The following is a 14,130-nucleotide window of genomic DNA, read 5'->3' as shown; positions in this document are numbered from 1 at the left end:
GGCCAAACCTGACCATCCACGCCGGGGGTCAGCCCACCGACGCCGGCGTGAACGCCTTCACCAACCAGTTGGACATCGCCTCGACCAGCGCCGCGCGGTTCTCGCGCTTGACGATTTCATGGCCGTCGTCGCCGAAGATCAGCAATTCGACGGTGCGGTCGAGCGCCCGCAGCGCCTCATACATCTGCTGCGACTCACTCGGCGGCACGTTCGTGTCGTTGCCGCCGTGCACGAGCAGCAGCGGAGCCGTGAGCGCCGGCGCGCGCAACAGTGGAGACAGCCGCTCCAGCAGGTCGCGATCACCGATTGGATGGCCGTACTTGGGATAGGCCGCGCTCGCGATCCAGGTCTCGGTGTTGCGGTACCAGGTGTTCAGATCGCTCATACCGCAGATGCTGATGCCGGCTGCGAACAATTCGGGGTGAAAGGTCAACGCTGCCTGAGTCAGATATCCGCCGTAGGACCATCCGCAGCAGGCGATCCGATCGGCCGGGACCGCCTCGGACTCGATCAGGTGGTGCACGCAGTCGGCCACATCGTCGATGGCGGCGAAGCGTAGCTCCTTGTCGTCAGCGTGCATGAAGGCTCTGCCGAACCCCCCGGAGCCGCGGACGTTCGGGGTGAACACCGTGATGCCGGCGGCCAGCAGCGGTGGGTAGTACTCGTTGTAACCCGGTCGCGACTGACCCTCCGGGCCGCCGTGCAAGAAGATCATCGCGCCGATCGGCTCGACCGGCGCCGGCGGGCGGTACAGCCAGCCGGTGATCTCCAAACCGTCACGCGTGGTGATGGTTTCGAGAGTCGGATCCGCCGTCAGCGGCCCCTCGCTGGGCTCGCGGTCGACTCGCTGCCATTCCCGCGAGCGAGGGTCGACCAGCTCCACCGTCGGCGGCAGCGAAGGACTCTCCACCGTCATGGCGACCATCGACCCGCCGGCGCTGATACTCAGCTCGGTGGCCACCAGCCCGGGCAACGGGATCGGTTCGGACAGCGTGTTGTCGGCGTATTCCAGAATTTGTAATTCGCTGCAGCCGTTGATGTTCCACAGCAACGCGACCGTCGACAGATCGTCGCTGACCACGAATTCGTCGAGATCGAATCCCGGCTTCTCGGCGACCACGTGATAGGACACGCCCTCGGCCGTCTGCGTGACCTCGATCAGACGGGCGTGGGTTCCGCCGTTGTCGCTGCGGATCAACGCCCGCACGTAGCCCTCGGTGCTGTTGACGCCGTAGGTCTTGGCCGGCTGGTACAGCTCGAAATGGTCACCGATGATGCCCGAGCGCAACCGGCGGGGACTGTGGTCGTCGAGGATGTACCCCATGTCGGTCGTCGAGCCGGGGTCGTAGGGCAGCAGGGCCGTCTCGGTCAGACCCCGCAGCAGCATGAGGTCCCGGTAACCACGCGGACCGACCCGGACCAGCGCCGCGCCCGCCCACGCGTCGACCAGCCGGCCCGCTGTCCGTCGGTCGATGACGATGGCGCTGCCGTCGGACGGATCGATCAGGCAGGACGTGCCGACGCCGTCCTCACCGGTCAGGATGGCCGCGACCTGCGTGCCGTCCCAGCCGATCAACTCGGCGCTGCCCTCGGGTTGACCGGGCGCCCAGAAGTCCACCCGGTGGGCGTCACGGTCATCGGGATCGGTTGTCACGACCCAGATCTGAAAACGGTCACTGCCCTCGGGCGCCACCTGACAGGCCAGCCAGTGACCGTCGGCAGAGTGCATCACCCGCACGACCGGTCCGACGACGGGCAGGTCGACGTCACGTGACGAGCTCGCCCGCCAACCCTGCAGGAACCGCTGGACCGCCGAAGGGTAGCCGCCGTCGTCCACGAGGTGGGCGAAGGCCGTCGCGTCCGGGGACAGCGACGCACCGTAATTCGCGCGCACCTGACGTACCACGCGTCGATTGTCCATCGTCGCGTCAACCGGCGGCGGGCCAGCCCCTCATGATCAATCGGAGACGTCCAAACACCCCACACCGCGACAGAACAGCGGGGACCGCAGGTAACCTGCGACCATGAGGTGGATATGACTGATTCACCACGTCGCGACGGCGGGGACCCCGGCCAGTCGTACGGAAACGGCTATCCGCGCCACCCCGATCCGGCGTATGCCGACCAGGCGCCCTACGGGTCGCCCTATCAGCGACCCATGGGCCAGCATCCCACCGAGCGGCTGGACCCGTATCAGCAGTACGGATACGACCCCAACGCCACCGGACAGTACGGTCCTGGTTACGGCCCGGGATACGGACCCGGCTATCCGCCCGGCGAACCGCAGGAGCCGCCGTCATCCGGTTCGAAGACCCCGACATGGTTGTGGGTGCTGGCCGCGGCCGTGGTCCTGCTCGTCGTCGCCCTGGTGATCGCGCTGGTACTCGCCAACAGCTCGCGCCAGCAGACCGTGCTCGCCCCGGCCCCGTCCGGACAGGAGCCCATCGCACCCACGACGTCACAGATCCGTCCTACGACGCCGCGGACGTCGGCGCCCAGCGCGGCACCCTCGACCACCCCGCGCACCACGGCCACACCGCTGCCGCCGATCGGCGGGTTCCCCGAGCCCGCCGTCATGGAGACCGTGGAGTACAACGTCATCGGCGAAGGCCGGGTCATCAACATCACTTACACCGACACCGGCGGCGTGCCGCAGACCGAGTTCAACGTGATGCTGCCGTGGAGCAAGCAGGTGGAGTTGCCCTCACCCGCTCAGAGCGCCGCCCGGATCAGCATCATCAACGTCGGTCGCGACGTCACCTGCTCGGTGGCCATCGACGGCGTCAAGGTCGAGCAGAGCACCGGCTCAGGGCTGACCTTCTGCGTCGGCACAGGTTGACGCAGGTTGCCGCCGCGGCGGCACCCGGACCGCCAGCATCGCCAGCAGGCCCGCGGTGAGCACCACGCAGAGCCCGCCCATGCCCGCCCGGTCGGTGCCGAACAGATCGATGAAGGTGAAGAACAGCCACGGGGCCAGGAAGGCCACCGCCCGGCCGGTCGTGGTGTAGAGACCGAAAGCGACCGCTTCCTTACCCTCCGCGGCCATCCGCAGCATCAGCGTGCGCGCGGCGGACTGCGTCGGCCCGATGAACACGCACAGCAGCAGTCCGCACACCCAGAACGTCAGCGGACCGGACAGCGCCAGCATCACCAGCCCGACGGCGATCATCGAGATCAGCGATCCGACGATCACCGGTTTGGACCCGATCCGGTCGTCGAGCAATCCACCGGCCACTGCGCCGATCGCCGCGACCACACACGCGGCCACCCCGAACAGCAGGACGTCGGCCGGGGAGATCCCGTACACACTCACCCCGAGGACCGCACCGAATGCGAACACCCCGGCCAGCCCGTCCCGGAACACCGCGCTGGCGAGCAGGTAGTAGACGATGTTGCGGTCGCGCCGCCATTCCCCCACGACTTCGGCCCACAGCCTGCGGTACGCGCCACGCAACGTCACCGGCGGATCCGACGGCGGGCCCGCGGTCGGGGCGGACACCAGCAGCGGCAGTGCGAAGAGCAGGAACCATGCCGCGGTCAGCAGCATCGCCGCGCGTACGTTCTGCCCGTCGGCGGCCGGAACGCCGAGCGCGCCGCGATCGTCCCCCTCGCCGGTGATGAACCCGAAATACACGATCAGCAGCAGCAGTACCGTGCCTGAATAACCCATCGCCCAGCCGAATCCGGAGATCCGCCCGGAGTTCTGCGGTGTCGAGAGCTGCCGCAGCATCGCGTTGTAGGGCACGCTCGCCAGATCGCTGCAGGCCGCCGTACACGACATCAGGATCAGGCCGGCCCACAGATAGCGGTGGTCGTCGCGGATCAAGCTCATCGAGGCGGTCAACAGAACCGCGAGACCGGTCAGCGCGGCGAGCGCGACCCGCCGCCGGTGTGGCGCACCGACCAACACCCCGGTGACAGGGGCCAGTACCGCCACCAGCAGGCCGGCGACCGTCATCGCCCGGCCCAGCCAGCTCGTCGGCGAGGTGTCCCCAGGCAGGTCCGAACCCACCGCACCGGTCAGGTAGACCGAGAACACGAAGGTCACCACGATCGCGTTGGTGGCAGTCGAACCCCAGTCCCACAGCCCCCAGGCGACGACCCGCAACGGCCCCGCGGTCGGCACGGGCGGGACCTGCGGTGAGGCGGAGCGCACGATTGCCCACGATATGCTCCGGCGCATGCCTGTACCCGCTCCCCGTCCCGACGCGCGCGCGGTGGTCACCGGCGCGTCCCAGAACATCGGCGAGGCGCTGGCCACCGAACTGGCCGCGCGTGGCCATCACCTGATCATCACCGCGCGCCGGGCCGAGGTGCTCGAGGCGCTGGCGCAGCGGCTGACCGACCGCTACGGCGTGACCGTGGAGGTGCGCCCCGTCGACCTGGCCGACCCCGCGGCGCGCACCGCGCTGTGCGATGAACTCGCCACCCGGGAGATCTCGATTCTGTGCGCCAACGCCGGCACCGCCACATTCGGACCGGTGTCGCGGCTGGACCCCGCCGCCGAGAAGGCGCAGGTGCAGCTGAACGTGCTCGGCGTGCACGACCTCGTGCTGGCCGTGGTGCCCGGCATGGTGGCTCGTCGCTCCGGCGGCATCCTGATCTCCGGTTCGGCCGCCGGTAACTCGCCGATCCCGAACAACGCGACCTACGCGGCCACCAAGGCGTTCGCCAACACCTTCAGCGAGTCGCTGCGTGGAGAGCTCAAAGGCGACGGTGTGCACGTCACCGTGCTGGCGCCTGGACCGGTGCGCGAAACGCTGCCCGACACCGCCGAACAGTCGCTGGTGGAACGGCTGATCCCGGATTTCCTGTGGATCTCGACCGAGTACACCGCCAAGCTGTCCCTCGACGGCCTCGAGCGCAACAAGATGCGGGTGGTGCCGGGCGTGACGTCAAAGGGTATGTCGGTGGCCAGCGGCTATGTGCCGCGCGCGATCGTCACGCCGATCGTGGGGGCGGTCTACAAGAAGCTCGGCGGCGACTGAGCGATTTCGGGGTGCGCAGGCGCGCGCTCAGCGCGCGTGCGCACGCCGAAACCACACCGTCGGCGCGCGCGCCGAACGCGGGCGCATACCCTGGAACCCCGTGCGCGAAGAATTGGTGTGGATCGACTGCGAGATGACCGGCCTCGACCTCGGGTCGGATCTCCTCATCGAGATCGCCGTCCTGGTCACCGACGCCGACCTGAACATCCTCGGTGAGGGCCTGGACGTGGTGATCCACGCGCCGGACGAGGCGCTCGACAACATGGTCCCGGTGGTCACCGACATGCACACGCGGTCAGGTCTGATCAACGAGGTGAAGGCTTCGACGGTCGACGTCGCCACCGCCGAGGAGATGGTCCTCGACTACATCCGCGGCCACGTCAAGCAGGCCAAGACCGCGCCGCTGGCCGGCAATTCGATCGCCACCGACCGCGGCTTCATCGCCCGGGACATGGCCAAGCTCGACGACTATCTGCACTACCGGATGATCGACGTCAGCTCCATCAAGGAGCTGTGCCGGCGCTGGTATCCGCGGATCTACTTCGGTCAGCCGGAGAAGGGACTGGCCCACCGCGCGCTGGCCGACATCCACGAATCGATCAGAGAGCTCAAGTACTACCGGCGCACCGCATTCGTCACCCCACCAGGACCGTCCACCAGCGATATCGCTGCCATCTCGGCCGAGTTGGGACCTCCCGCGCGCAACGGTAAGGGCACCGATTCGGCTCCGGAGCCCGCGAGCGGCTAGTATCGACGACGCCGCGTGCACGATGCGCGGCGATGGTGGCTGTAGTTCAGTTGGTAGAGCACCAGGTTGTGATCCTGGCTGTCGCGGGTTCGAGTCCCGTCAGCCACCCCGAGAGACAACGCGGGCCTCAGCGAAAGCTGAGGCCCGCGTTCGTCGTTCTGAGGGTGAGTGTCAGACCCCGGCGTTGCCGGCCTCCCACTGCTCCCACGGGATGTTCCAGTCGCCCAGGCCGTCGGTGCCCGGCAGCTCCGAGCCCACCGTGTTGGTGACCTCGACGATGTCGCCGCGCTTGGTGTTGTCGTAGAACCACTTCGCGTTCGACGGGCTGACATTGAGGCAACCGTGGCTGACGTTGCTGTAGCCCTGGCTGCCCACCGACCACGGCGCAGAGTGGACGTAGATGCCGCTGTAGGACATCTGGGTGGCCCAGTCCACCTCGGTGCGATAGCCATTCGGTGAGTTGACCGGCACCCCGTAGGTCGACGAATCCATCACCAGGTGCGAGTAGCGGTCGCCGATGATGTAGGTGCCGTTGTTGGTCGGCGTGCTGTTCTTACCCATCGAGATCGGCATGGTCTTGACCACCTCGCCGTTGCGCCGGATGGTCAGCGTCTTGTTCGAATCGTCGGCGGTCGCGACCACCGAATCGCCGATGGTGAAGTGCGTCGAGACGTTCTCCTGGCCGAACAGCCCGTCGCCGAGATCGACGCCGTAGGTGTTCACGGCCACGTCGACCTTGGTGCCGGGCTTCCAGTACTCGGCCGGACGCCACCGGACCTCACGGTTGCTCAACCAGTAGAAGGCGCCCTCGACCGGCGGATCGGTCTTCACCTTGATCGCCTGCTGGGCGGCCAGCCGGTTGGTGATGTTCTCGTCGAAGCGAATCGCGACCGGCTGACCGATGCCGACGACCTCGCCGTCGTTGGGCAGCACGTAGGGCATCGTCAGGTTTTCCGGCGAGTGCGTCTCGAACGTCATCTCGCGCGACGTCACGCCGCCGAGCCCCATCGACGACGCCGACAGCGTGTAGCGCTCGTTGTAGCCCAGCGGATCGGTGGTCTCCCACTTCAGGCCGTCGGCGCTGAGGTTGCCCGGGACCTGCTCGCCGTCCTCGTCGACCATCGACACCGCGCCCAGCACACCGCCCTCGGCGGCCACCGTCACCGGTGCGTCGACGGCGACACCCACCGCGCCGTCTTTCACCGATGACGTGAGCTTGGGCACCAGGAGATCCCCGAAGGGCGTGCCTTTGTCGGAGATCACCTGCGGCGCCTCCGGAGCGGACTGCGACGAGCACGAGCTCAGCCCCAGGACGACTGCCGGGATCACCAGCATGCCCGCCCACCAGGTACGTTGACTGCGCGGACGGGTCTCGGATCGGACCTGCCACATGGCTCTCTTACCTCTCATCCACCACAATCCGCGTCGTGCGGAAGTTGGGGACAGTCTACGGGCAGCGCCGACACGGGCGCGCGTCTCGAACGGGTGCGCCAGGGGTCACCGGCGGGCGATTTCACGCGGCGGCGCGCGGCCTGTTATCGTCTCTCACGCGCGCCGTTAGCTCAGTTGGTAGAGCAGCTGACTCTTAATCAGCGGGTCCGGGGTTCGAAACCCTGACGGCGCACCACCCAGAAGGCCCCGCCTCGGCGGGGCTTTTGCGGTTCCGGCGCACTGCTCGGCTGCGTCGAGGGGATCCGCCCACCGCGCGATACAGCGGCACGGTGGCTCCGGTCGTCACGATCGCCAGGCCGCACAGGGTCGCGAAGGCGAAGGGACTGATCACTCCGGCCTGGAATCCGACCGAGGCGATGGCGATCTCGGTGACACCCCGGCAATTCAGAAGTACCCCAAGCCGGGCTGATGACGATCGCGACCAATTTCTCGAAACGCCGAAGAGGTAGCCCGCGGCAAGTTTGGACGCGACCGCCGACAAAGCCAGGACGGCCACGCACGCCAGACCACCTCGGCTGGACAGTTCGCGCAGCGCCTCCAGGGGAACCTCCATAGCAGCGCTCACGAAGAAGGCCGGCAACAGCGCGTCGACCACCGCGGTGTATCCCCGTTGCGACACCTCGTCGCCGATGCCGCTCGGAAAGAAGAAGCCCGCGATGACCGCGCCGATTGCCGGGTGCAGTCCCAGGAACTGGGTCGCGGTGGCGCCGGTGAGCGCCGATACCGCCACCACGCCCAGGGTCGAGCCACTTCTTCCCTGCGCGCCGGCCCATACGACGATGCGCGGTAGGACCGCGGTGACGATCCCCAGGAGCATCGCGCCGAGAGCGAGTGCGGGAATGGACACCGCGGACGGCTCCGTGCTCGCGACCTCCAGCACGCTCACCAGGATCCACGCCAGGCCGTCGGTGACGACGGCGATGCGCAGCGCGACCCGCGCGACACCGAGCGATCCGATGTTCAGATCCTCGATGATCGTCATGAGGACCGGCACCGCCGTGACGCCCAGCGCAATGCCGACGTACAACGGACCCGGCACGCCGCCGGCGCCATCCAGCCGCACCGCGAACGGCCATGCTGCAAGTACGCAGATCACGACGGGCAACACGACGCAGGGTAGAGCGCGCCAGCCTACCGACGCGTCATCTGACTTGCCAAAGGTCCGCAGTTCGGCGCCCACCGAGAACATCAGAAGCAGCAGTCCCGCTGTCCCCACCACGTCGAGCACGTGGCGGGAGGTCACCGAAACCAGCTCCGTGGCAGCTGCTTCGGGGCACATGGCCAGTCCGGTGCCCGCCGCGATGCCGACGACGATCGGCCCGAGCACCCTGGGCTGACCGATCGCCCGGAACAAGTTTCCCGCGACCCCCGAGCCGACCACGAGGACGACCAGAGTGGTCAGACTCCGAAGCACTTCACCGAGTGGCATGGCATACGCCCTTGCCGGTGGGCGCGCCGATGGTCATCCTCTGGGGTGGACGAAGGACGGCAGCAACTGCAACAGAGAGAAGCGGAAAGCCACGTCCCGCCGGTTCTCCACGGGTTCGGAGTAGAGATCAGCAAGGGCGGCCGAACCGCTGTTGTGCGGACCGACGATCCGGTAGCAGGCCGGATTGAAACTGCCGAACCAGACCTGCACGAACAACTTCGGATTGACGATCAACTTCCACATCGGGATCAGGCAGCCGACTTCGCGCGCCAGCGCGTCGAGGTAGAGAATCTGCGACGGTGTCGACTCCGTATGCCGCGGACTCAACGCCGTCCAGTATTCCTCCCACTCCTTCTCTCGCCCGATCACCTCATCGAGGTTGTGCGGCAACCGCTTCGTCCCGCTGCACAGTCGCGCGAAATAGCGGGCCTGCATCTCCGCGCACACGGGAATGCCACCGGAGAAGGGACGGACGAACCCGATGAATGCGGCGGTTCCGTCGTATTCCGGGTGGACGAAGTGTTTGTACAGGTTGCGCACATTGCCGTCTTTGACCTGGAGATCTCCGACGGAGATCTCGCGACTGCTGAAGCCGGTACACAGGACGATGGCGTCGAATTCCGCGGACGTGGAGTCGCGAAAGAACACCGTCCTCCCCACGGAACGCTGAATCCCGGTGTCGTTCAAGCCGACTCGGCCACTGACAATACTCGGAACGAAGGTGACGTTCTTTCCGAAGATGCCCCGCTGCCCCCAGCTTCCGTCGGGGTGGGATCGACGGTTCCACATCGCGATGAAGTCCCGGTTCTCCTTCGTGTCGAGCGTCCCGAGGTCGAGTTTCGCTGGTTCGACGGGTTCGCCGAAGGGGTTGGGCGACGAGCCGGCGGGCTGCTTCTTCCACGGCGCCCGGGCCAGGCCGAGCGCGGCCGTGGCGAACCCATAGATCACCGACATCGCCAGGAAGACGGCCTTGGCGATCGAGCTCTCACCCCAGAAGGTGCCGAGGATGAACGGATAGGGACTAGACCGCCGACAGATCTCGTGATGATGCGCCCGAATCGTCCCGTGATCTGTCGTCCGATAGCCGTCGATCAGGCGCGGCAGCAGATAGGTGTACGAGCGGATGGACAGCGTGCAGGCCTCGGCGACGTCGCCGATCTCGCGGACGATGTCGGCGCCCGACTCCGCGAGGCCGACCACCAGGACTCGCTTGCCGCGGAAGCGCTCATTGTCGCGGTACTCCGCGGAGTGCACGACCTCTCCAGTGAAGCCCTCGATACCGGGGACGTCGAGATTCGGAGTCTTGAACGGTCCAGAGCAGATCGCAACGGCATCGAATTCCTTGATGGAATCGACGCCCCCGGTACGCACCGACACATTCCAGGAACTGTGTGCCCGCTCGATGTGGGTGACCTCGCTGTTGAAAGCGATCCGCTCGCGTAGATGAAATCGATCGGCATAGCTTCGGAGGTATTCGAAGTACTGCGCCCGCGTGTAGAACCTGCGCCCACCCACGAATGGATGGTCCGAATACGCCATCAATTTCATCGAGATCGTCAGGTGGAGGTTGTCGAAGGCCTTCGTCTTGCCGCCGTCGCTGTCGTCACGCAGCCAGATCCCGCCGACCTCGGCGTTCTTGTCGAAGCACATGACCTCGTGCCCCTCGTCGAGCAGCTGCTTCACCGTCGTCAGCCCGCAGGGGCCCGCTCCGACGACACACACTTTCATCAGACCTCCGCATTTTCTGCCATTCACTAGCACGGGCGAACGGCAAGATATTAGGGCGGCCTAACGTCGTTTAGGTGAGCTACCTTTTCCTGGGAATTGCCTGTCCGTCGGCTGTGGAACTGCCGTGAATGAAGAGATCGCGATTCGTCCGGGCCGGCCCTGTCATTCGATCACGCCAGTAACGGTCGGCACGCACGCCGATTCGCCGGCGATGGCGTGCGGCCCCTCGGTGCGGTCTGGGCTCAGCGTCGCCGCACGGCGATGACCACCACCACCAGCGTCACCCCGGCGATCGACGCCGCCACGGCGGGCTGGGTGACGAACTGGATCAGCCGAGCCTTGACGTCGTCGGCCAGGCGACGCGGGTTGGCCCGTTCGGCCAGAGTGTCGACGGTCAGCGCCAGTTGGTCACGCGCTGCATCGATGTCCTTCTTGATCGCATCGGGATCCCGGTCCGCCACGTCATGTCCTCCAAGTCCCGTACTGGGCCCACAATCTCGGTCAAGCCTTTGCGAATACCCTAGAGCAGCCGGTACCCCGGCCGCGAAGAAGGGACGACAAGGCATGCCGCAGACCCCGCGCCTCGAGGTGGGTGACACCGCGCCAGACTTCAGCCTGCCCGACGCCGACGGCAACACCGTCAGCCTGTCGGACTACCGGGGGCGCAAGGTGATCGTCTACTTCTATCCGGCCGCATCCACGCCCGGCTGCACCAAACAGGCCTGCGATTTCCGCGACAATCTCACCGACCTCGACGGCGCCGGGCTGGCCGTCATCGGCATCTCCCCCGACAAGCCGGCCAAGCTCGCCAAGTTCCGCGACGCCGAGGGCCTGACCTTTCCGCTGCTGTCGGACCCGGACAAAGAGGTACTCACCGCCTGGGGAGCCTTCGGCGAGAAGCAGATGTACGGCAAGACCGTGCAGGGCGTCATCCGCTCGACGTTCGTCGTGGACGAGGCCGGCAAGATCGCCGAGGCGCAGTACAACGTCCGCGCCACCGGCCACGTCGCCAAGCTGCGCCGCGACCTGTCGGTGTGATCCCCCTGAGTCGCTGCGCTGCTGCCCGCCGAAGCTAGGAAGTCCCCAGCTTTTCCAACAGCAGCGCCTCCGCGGTCGCCGCCCGCTCCAGCACGCCGAGGTGCAGGCTCTCGTTGACGCTGTGGGCCTGCGTGCCGGGATCCTCGACGCCGGTCACCAGGATCGCCGCGGCGGGGAACGCCTCGGCGAACTCCGCGATGAACGGGATCGACCCGCCCATGCCCATGTCCACCGGCTCCGCGCCCCAGGCCTGCTGGAACGCCTCGCGCGCGGCGTCGAAGACCGGACCGCCGGCGTCGATCGCGTAGGGCTGGCCGACGTCGCCGGGGGTCACCGTGAGCTGAGCACCCCACGGCACGTGCGCCTGCAGGTGACGGGTCAGCGCGTCGAGGTGGGCCCGCGCGTCCCCGCCCGGCGCCACCCGCATGCTGATCTTCGCGCGCGCCCGCGGGGTCAGGGTGTTGGACGACTTGTCGATCGGCGTGGTGTCGATGCCGATCACCGTGATCGCGGGTTTGGCCCACAACCGTTGCACCACTGAGCCCGAACCGATTTCGCGGACCCCGTCGAGCATCCCGGACTCCTCGCGCACCCAGTCCGGCCCGCGGTCGACATCCGCCGCGCTTCCCTCGTGCAGACCCTCGACCGCGACGTTGCCGTCGTCATCGTGAAGGCTGGCCAGCAGGCGCACCAGCACGCTCAGCGCGTCGGGCACCACGCCACCCCACAACCCGGAGTGCAGGCCGTGGTCCAGGGTCGCCACCTCGACCACACAGTCCGCCAGGCCCCGCAGCGACACCGTCAGCGCCGGCCGCTCGGTGCTCCAGTTGTCCGAATCGGCGATCACGATGACGTCCGCGGCGAGCAGGTCCTTGTGCGCGGCAAGCAACGCCCCCAGAGACGGCGAGCCGGATTCCTCCTCACCCTCCACGAAGACGGTCACCCCGACCGGGGGCTGCCCGCCGAAGGCCCGGAACGCGGCCAGATGGGTGGCGATGCCGGCCTTGTCGTCGGCCGTACCGCGGCCGTAGAGCCGGCCATCGCGCTCGGTCGGTTCGAACGGCGGGGACGACCACTGCGCGGGGTCGCCTTCGGGCTGGACGTCGTGGTGGGCGTAGAGCAGCACCGTGGGCGCGCCGGGCGGCGCCGGATGGCGGGCGATGACCGCTGGCGCGCCGCCTTCGGCGACGATCTGGACGTCGTCGAACCCCGCCGCGCCGAGCAGGTCGGCGACCGCCTGCGCGCTGCGGTGCACCTCGGGCCTGCGCGCGGGGTCGGCCCATACGGACTCGATGCGGACGAGGTCCTCCAGATCGGACCGCACCGACGGCAGCACCGCGCGGACGCGGTCGACGACATCGCTCATGCGCCCAGGGTAGTGATCGCGCCTGCGGCGCGAGCGTGCGCAACGTGCCGGCATACCGCGGCGCGTCGTGTGCAGACGCGCGCGCTCGCGGCACGTCAGTCGGACTCGGCCTCGCTGCGCTCCTCCTGCAACCGGTCCTTACTGCGCACCAGCCGCAGCAGCGTCACCAGCACCAGACCGCCGACGATGTTGCCCACCAGCGTGTACCCGAACCAGGCCAGCCAGTCCAGATAACCGAACGGGGCCCCGACGATCAGCGCTCCGAAGATCAGCAGCGAATCGAGGATGGAGTGGAACATCTGCAGACCGGCCAGCAGGAAAGCGCCGGCGACTGCGGCGCCGACCTTCCCGACCATCGAATCGGTGCCGTGCTGCATCCGCGTCATCAAGGTGATCACCATGCCGCCGAGCAGCGCCAGCGCCACCGATTCCAGGTTCAGCGGCGCGAAGACGAAGTGGGACGCCGATTCGACCGTCGTCTCGTGCAGCTTCGGGTACGCCGCCATGACCAACCACATCAGGATCCAGCCGCCGACGAGGTTGGCCACCAGCGTGCCACTCCACAGCTTGAGCAGCTGGGCGAAGGAGGCCCGCTTGGCCGCGACGGTGGTCACCGGGACCAAAAAACCCTCGGTGAACAACTCGCTGCGACCGAGCAGCAGCGCCAGGAATCCGATCGAGAACGCCACCCCGGCCAGCAGCTTGTTGTCGGTGGCCTGCAGCACCGACAGATAGGCCAGCACGCCGACGGCGATCTCGGTTCCACCGAAGAACCCGGTCGCCAGGACCTCGCGCCAGCGGCGATGCAGCCGCTGGGTGCCCTCGTCGACCATCCTGCGGAACGCCTGCTCCAGCTCGTCCTCGATCGGGCTGTCGGACTCGCCCAGCTCACGTTGGTTGGCTTCGGCCACGGTGGGTGTCCTCACGGTACGGCGGCAGAAGCCGGCGAGTACCCGCTGGGCGAACGCCCATGCGGGATGAAACCTACGGCTCCTCGATGATGGCGACGGCCGCCGCGGTGTCCGCCTCGTGGGTCAGCGACACATGGATGGTGGCGTCACGCAGGTGTTCGGCGATGTCGCCGGAGAGCCGCACCTTCGGCCGGCCCCACATGTCGGTGACCACCTCGATGTCGCGGTGGATGCCCTCGGGCAGGACCGGACGCTTGGCGAACCGGGAGCCGGACCAGGCCTTGATCACCGCCTCCTTGGCCGCCCACCGGGCGGCGAGATGCCGCGCCGCCGACGAACTCTTGTCGGCGGCGTCGCGGCGCTCGCCCGGGGTGAACGTCTCGGCGAACACCGTGCCCGGCTGGTCGACCTGTTCGGCGAAGTCGGGGATCGAGACCAGGTCGATCCCCACCCCGACTATCGCCATGGGC

At 67.6% G+C, this 14,130-nt stretch carries 13 protein-coding genes and 2 tRNA genes; 6 read left to right on the top strand and 9 right to left on the bottom strand.

Features of this window, described 5'->3' with window-relative positions; genetic code table 11:
• Positions 1–28: 28 nt before the first annotated feature.
• The gene (locus tag ACN27E_RS00770; protein WP_422746131.1) at positions 29–1,921 is read right to left on the bottom strand and encodes an alpha/beta hydrolase family protein; all 1,893 of its coding nucleotides are present in this window, start codon (positions 1,919–1,921) and stop codon (positions 29–31) included.
• A 114-nt stretch (positions 1,922–2,035) separates the two neighbouring features.
• Between ACN27E_RS00770 and ACN27E_RS00765 the strand changes: the two genes are divergently transcribed.
• Entirely contained in the window at positions 2,036–2,839 is an 804-nt protein-coding gene (locus ACN27E_RS00765; protein WP_422746129.1) for an MmpS family transport accessory protein, read from the top strand.
• Here the strand turns inward: ACN27E_RS00765 and ACN27E_RS00760 are convergent.
• A complete protein-coding gene (locus ACN27E_RS00760) occupies positions 2,807–4,156 on the bottom strand; it encodes an MFS transporter (RefSeq protein ID WP_422746127.1) in 1,350 nt (449 codons plus the stop codon). The genes ACN27E_RS00765 and ACN27E_RS00760 overlap by 33 nt on opposite strands.
• 25 nt (positions 4,157–4,181) lie before the next feature.
• On the opposite strand from ACN27E_RS00760, the gene cmrA reads away from it, so the two are divergent.
• The 3 genes from cmrA (at position 4,182) to ACN27E_RS00745 (ending at position 5,844) form a co-directional block, all read left to right on the top strand.
• Positions 4,182–4,988: a mycolate reductase gene (gene cmrA, locus ACN27E_RS00755; protein WP_422746125.1), complete on the top strand. Its 807-nt coding sequence runs from the start codon at positions 4,182–4,184 to the stop codon at positions 4,986–4,988.
• A 100-nt stretch (positions 4,989–5,088) separates the two neighbouring features.
• Complete coding sequence (gene orn / locus ACN27E_RS00750) at positions 5,089–5,736, top strand: oligoribonuclease (RefSeq protein WP_422746123.1); 648 nt, start codon at positions 5,089–5,091, stop codon at positions 5,734–5,736.
• A gap of 35 nt (positions 5,737–5,771) precedes the next feature.
• Positions 5,772–5,844 (top strand) — tRNA-His (locus ACN27E_RS00745).
• Positions 5,845–5,907: 63 nt separating this feature from the next.
• Here the strand turns inward: ACN27E_RS00745 and ACN27E_RS00740 are convergent.
• A complete protein-coding gene (locus ACN27E_RS00740; RefSeq protein ID WP_422746121.1) occupies positions 5,908–7,128 on the bottom strand; it encodes a L,D-transpeptidase in 1,221 nt (406 codons plus the stop codon).
• 159 nt (positions 7,129–7,287) lie between these two features.
• Between ACN27E_RS00740 and ACN27E_RS00735 the strand changes: the two genes are divergently transcribed.
• A tRNA-Lys gene (locus ACN27E_RS00735) sits at positions 7,288–7,363 on the top strand.
• Here the strand turns inward: ACN27E_RS00735 and ACN27E_RS00730 are convergent.
• From ACN27E_RS00730 to ACN27E_RS00720, 3 genes are all read right to left on the bottom strand, one after another.
• Positions 7,322–8,617, bottom strand: a complete 1,296-nt coding sequence (locus ACN27E_RS00730; RefSeq protein ID WP_422750151.1) for a cation:proton antiporter — start codon at positions 8,615–8,617, stop codon at positions 7,322–7,324. The genes ACN27E_RS00735 and ACN27E_RS00730 overlap by 42 nt on opposite strands.
• Positions 8,618–8,650: 33 nt before the next feature.
• Complete coding sequence (locus ACN27E_RS00725) at positions 8,651–10,345, bottom strand: flavin-containing monooxygenase (protein WP_422746119.1); 1,695 nt, start codon at positions 10,343–10,345, stop codon at positions 8,651–8,653.
• A 242-nt stretch (positions 10,346–10,587) separates the two neighbouring features.
• Positions 10,588–10,806, bottom strand: a complete 219-nt coding sequence (locus ACN27E_RS00720; RefSeq protein WP_422746117.1) for a DUF3618 domain-containing protein — start codon at positions 10,804–10,806, stop codon at positions 10,588–10,590.
• Positions 10,807–10,909: 103 nt separating this feature from the next.
• On the opposite strand from ACN27E_RS00720, the gene bcp reads away from it, so the two are divergent.
• Positions 10,910–11,383 (top strand): thioredoxin-dependent thiol peroxidase, encoded by a 474-nt coding sequence (gene bcp / locus ACN27E_RS00715; RefSeq protein ID WP_422746115.1) that lies wholly within the window; start codon positions 10,910–10,912, stop codon positions 11,381–11,383.
• A gap of 34 nt (positions 11,384–11,417) precedes the next feature.
• On the opposite strand, the gene ACN27E_RS00710 is transcribed toward bcp, so the two are convergent.
• The 3 genes from ACN27E_RS00710 to ACN27E_RS00700 all read right to left on the bottom strand — a co-directional run bounded on the left by ACN27E_RS00710 (position 11,418) and on the right by ACN27E_RS00700 (position 14,126).
• A complete protein-coding gene (locus ACN27E_RS00710) occupies positions 11,418–12,749 on the bottom strand; it encodes a dipeptidase (protein ID WP_422746113.1) in 1,332 nt (443 codons plus the stop codon).
• Positions 12,750–12,844: 95 nt separating this feature from the next.
• Positions 12,845–13,660, bottom strand: a complete 816-nt coding sequence (locus tag ACN27E_RS00705; protein ID WP_422746111.1) for a formate/nitrite transporter family protein — start codon at positions 13,658–13,660, stop codon at positions 12,845–12,847.
• Positions 13,661–13,733: 73 nt separating this feature from the next.
• Positions 13,734–14,126 (bottom strand): holo-ACP synthase, encoded by a 393-nt coding sequence (locus ACN27E_RS00700; protein ID WP_422746109.1) that lies wholly within the window; start codon positions 14,124–14,126, stop codon positions 13,734–13,736.
• Between the last annotated feature and the right edge of the window lie 4 nt (positions 14,127–14,130).

This window comes from Mycobacterium sp. WMMD1722, assembly GCF_049315205.1.
Classification (GTDB): domain Bacteria; phylum Actinomycetota; class Actinomycetes; order Mycobacteriales; family Mycobacteriaceae; genus Mycobacterium.
Note: the sequence above shows the minus strand (reverse complement) of the source record. Positions and strands in the feature narration are given on the sequence as shown.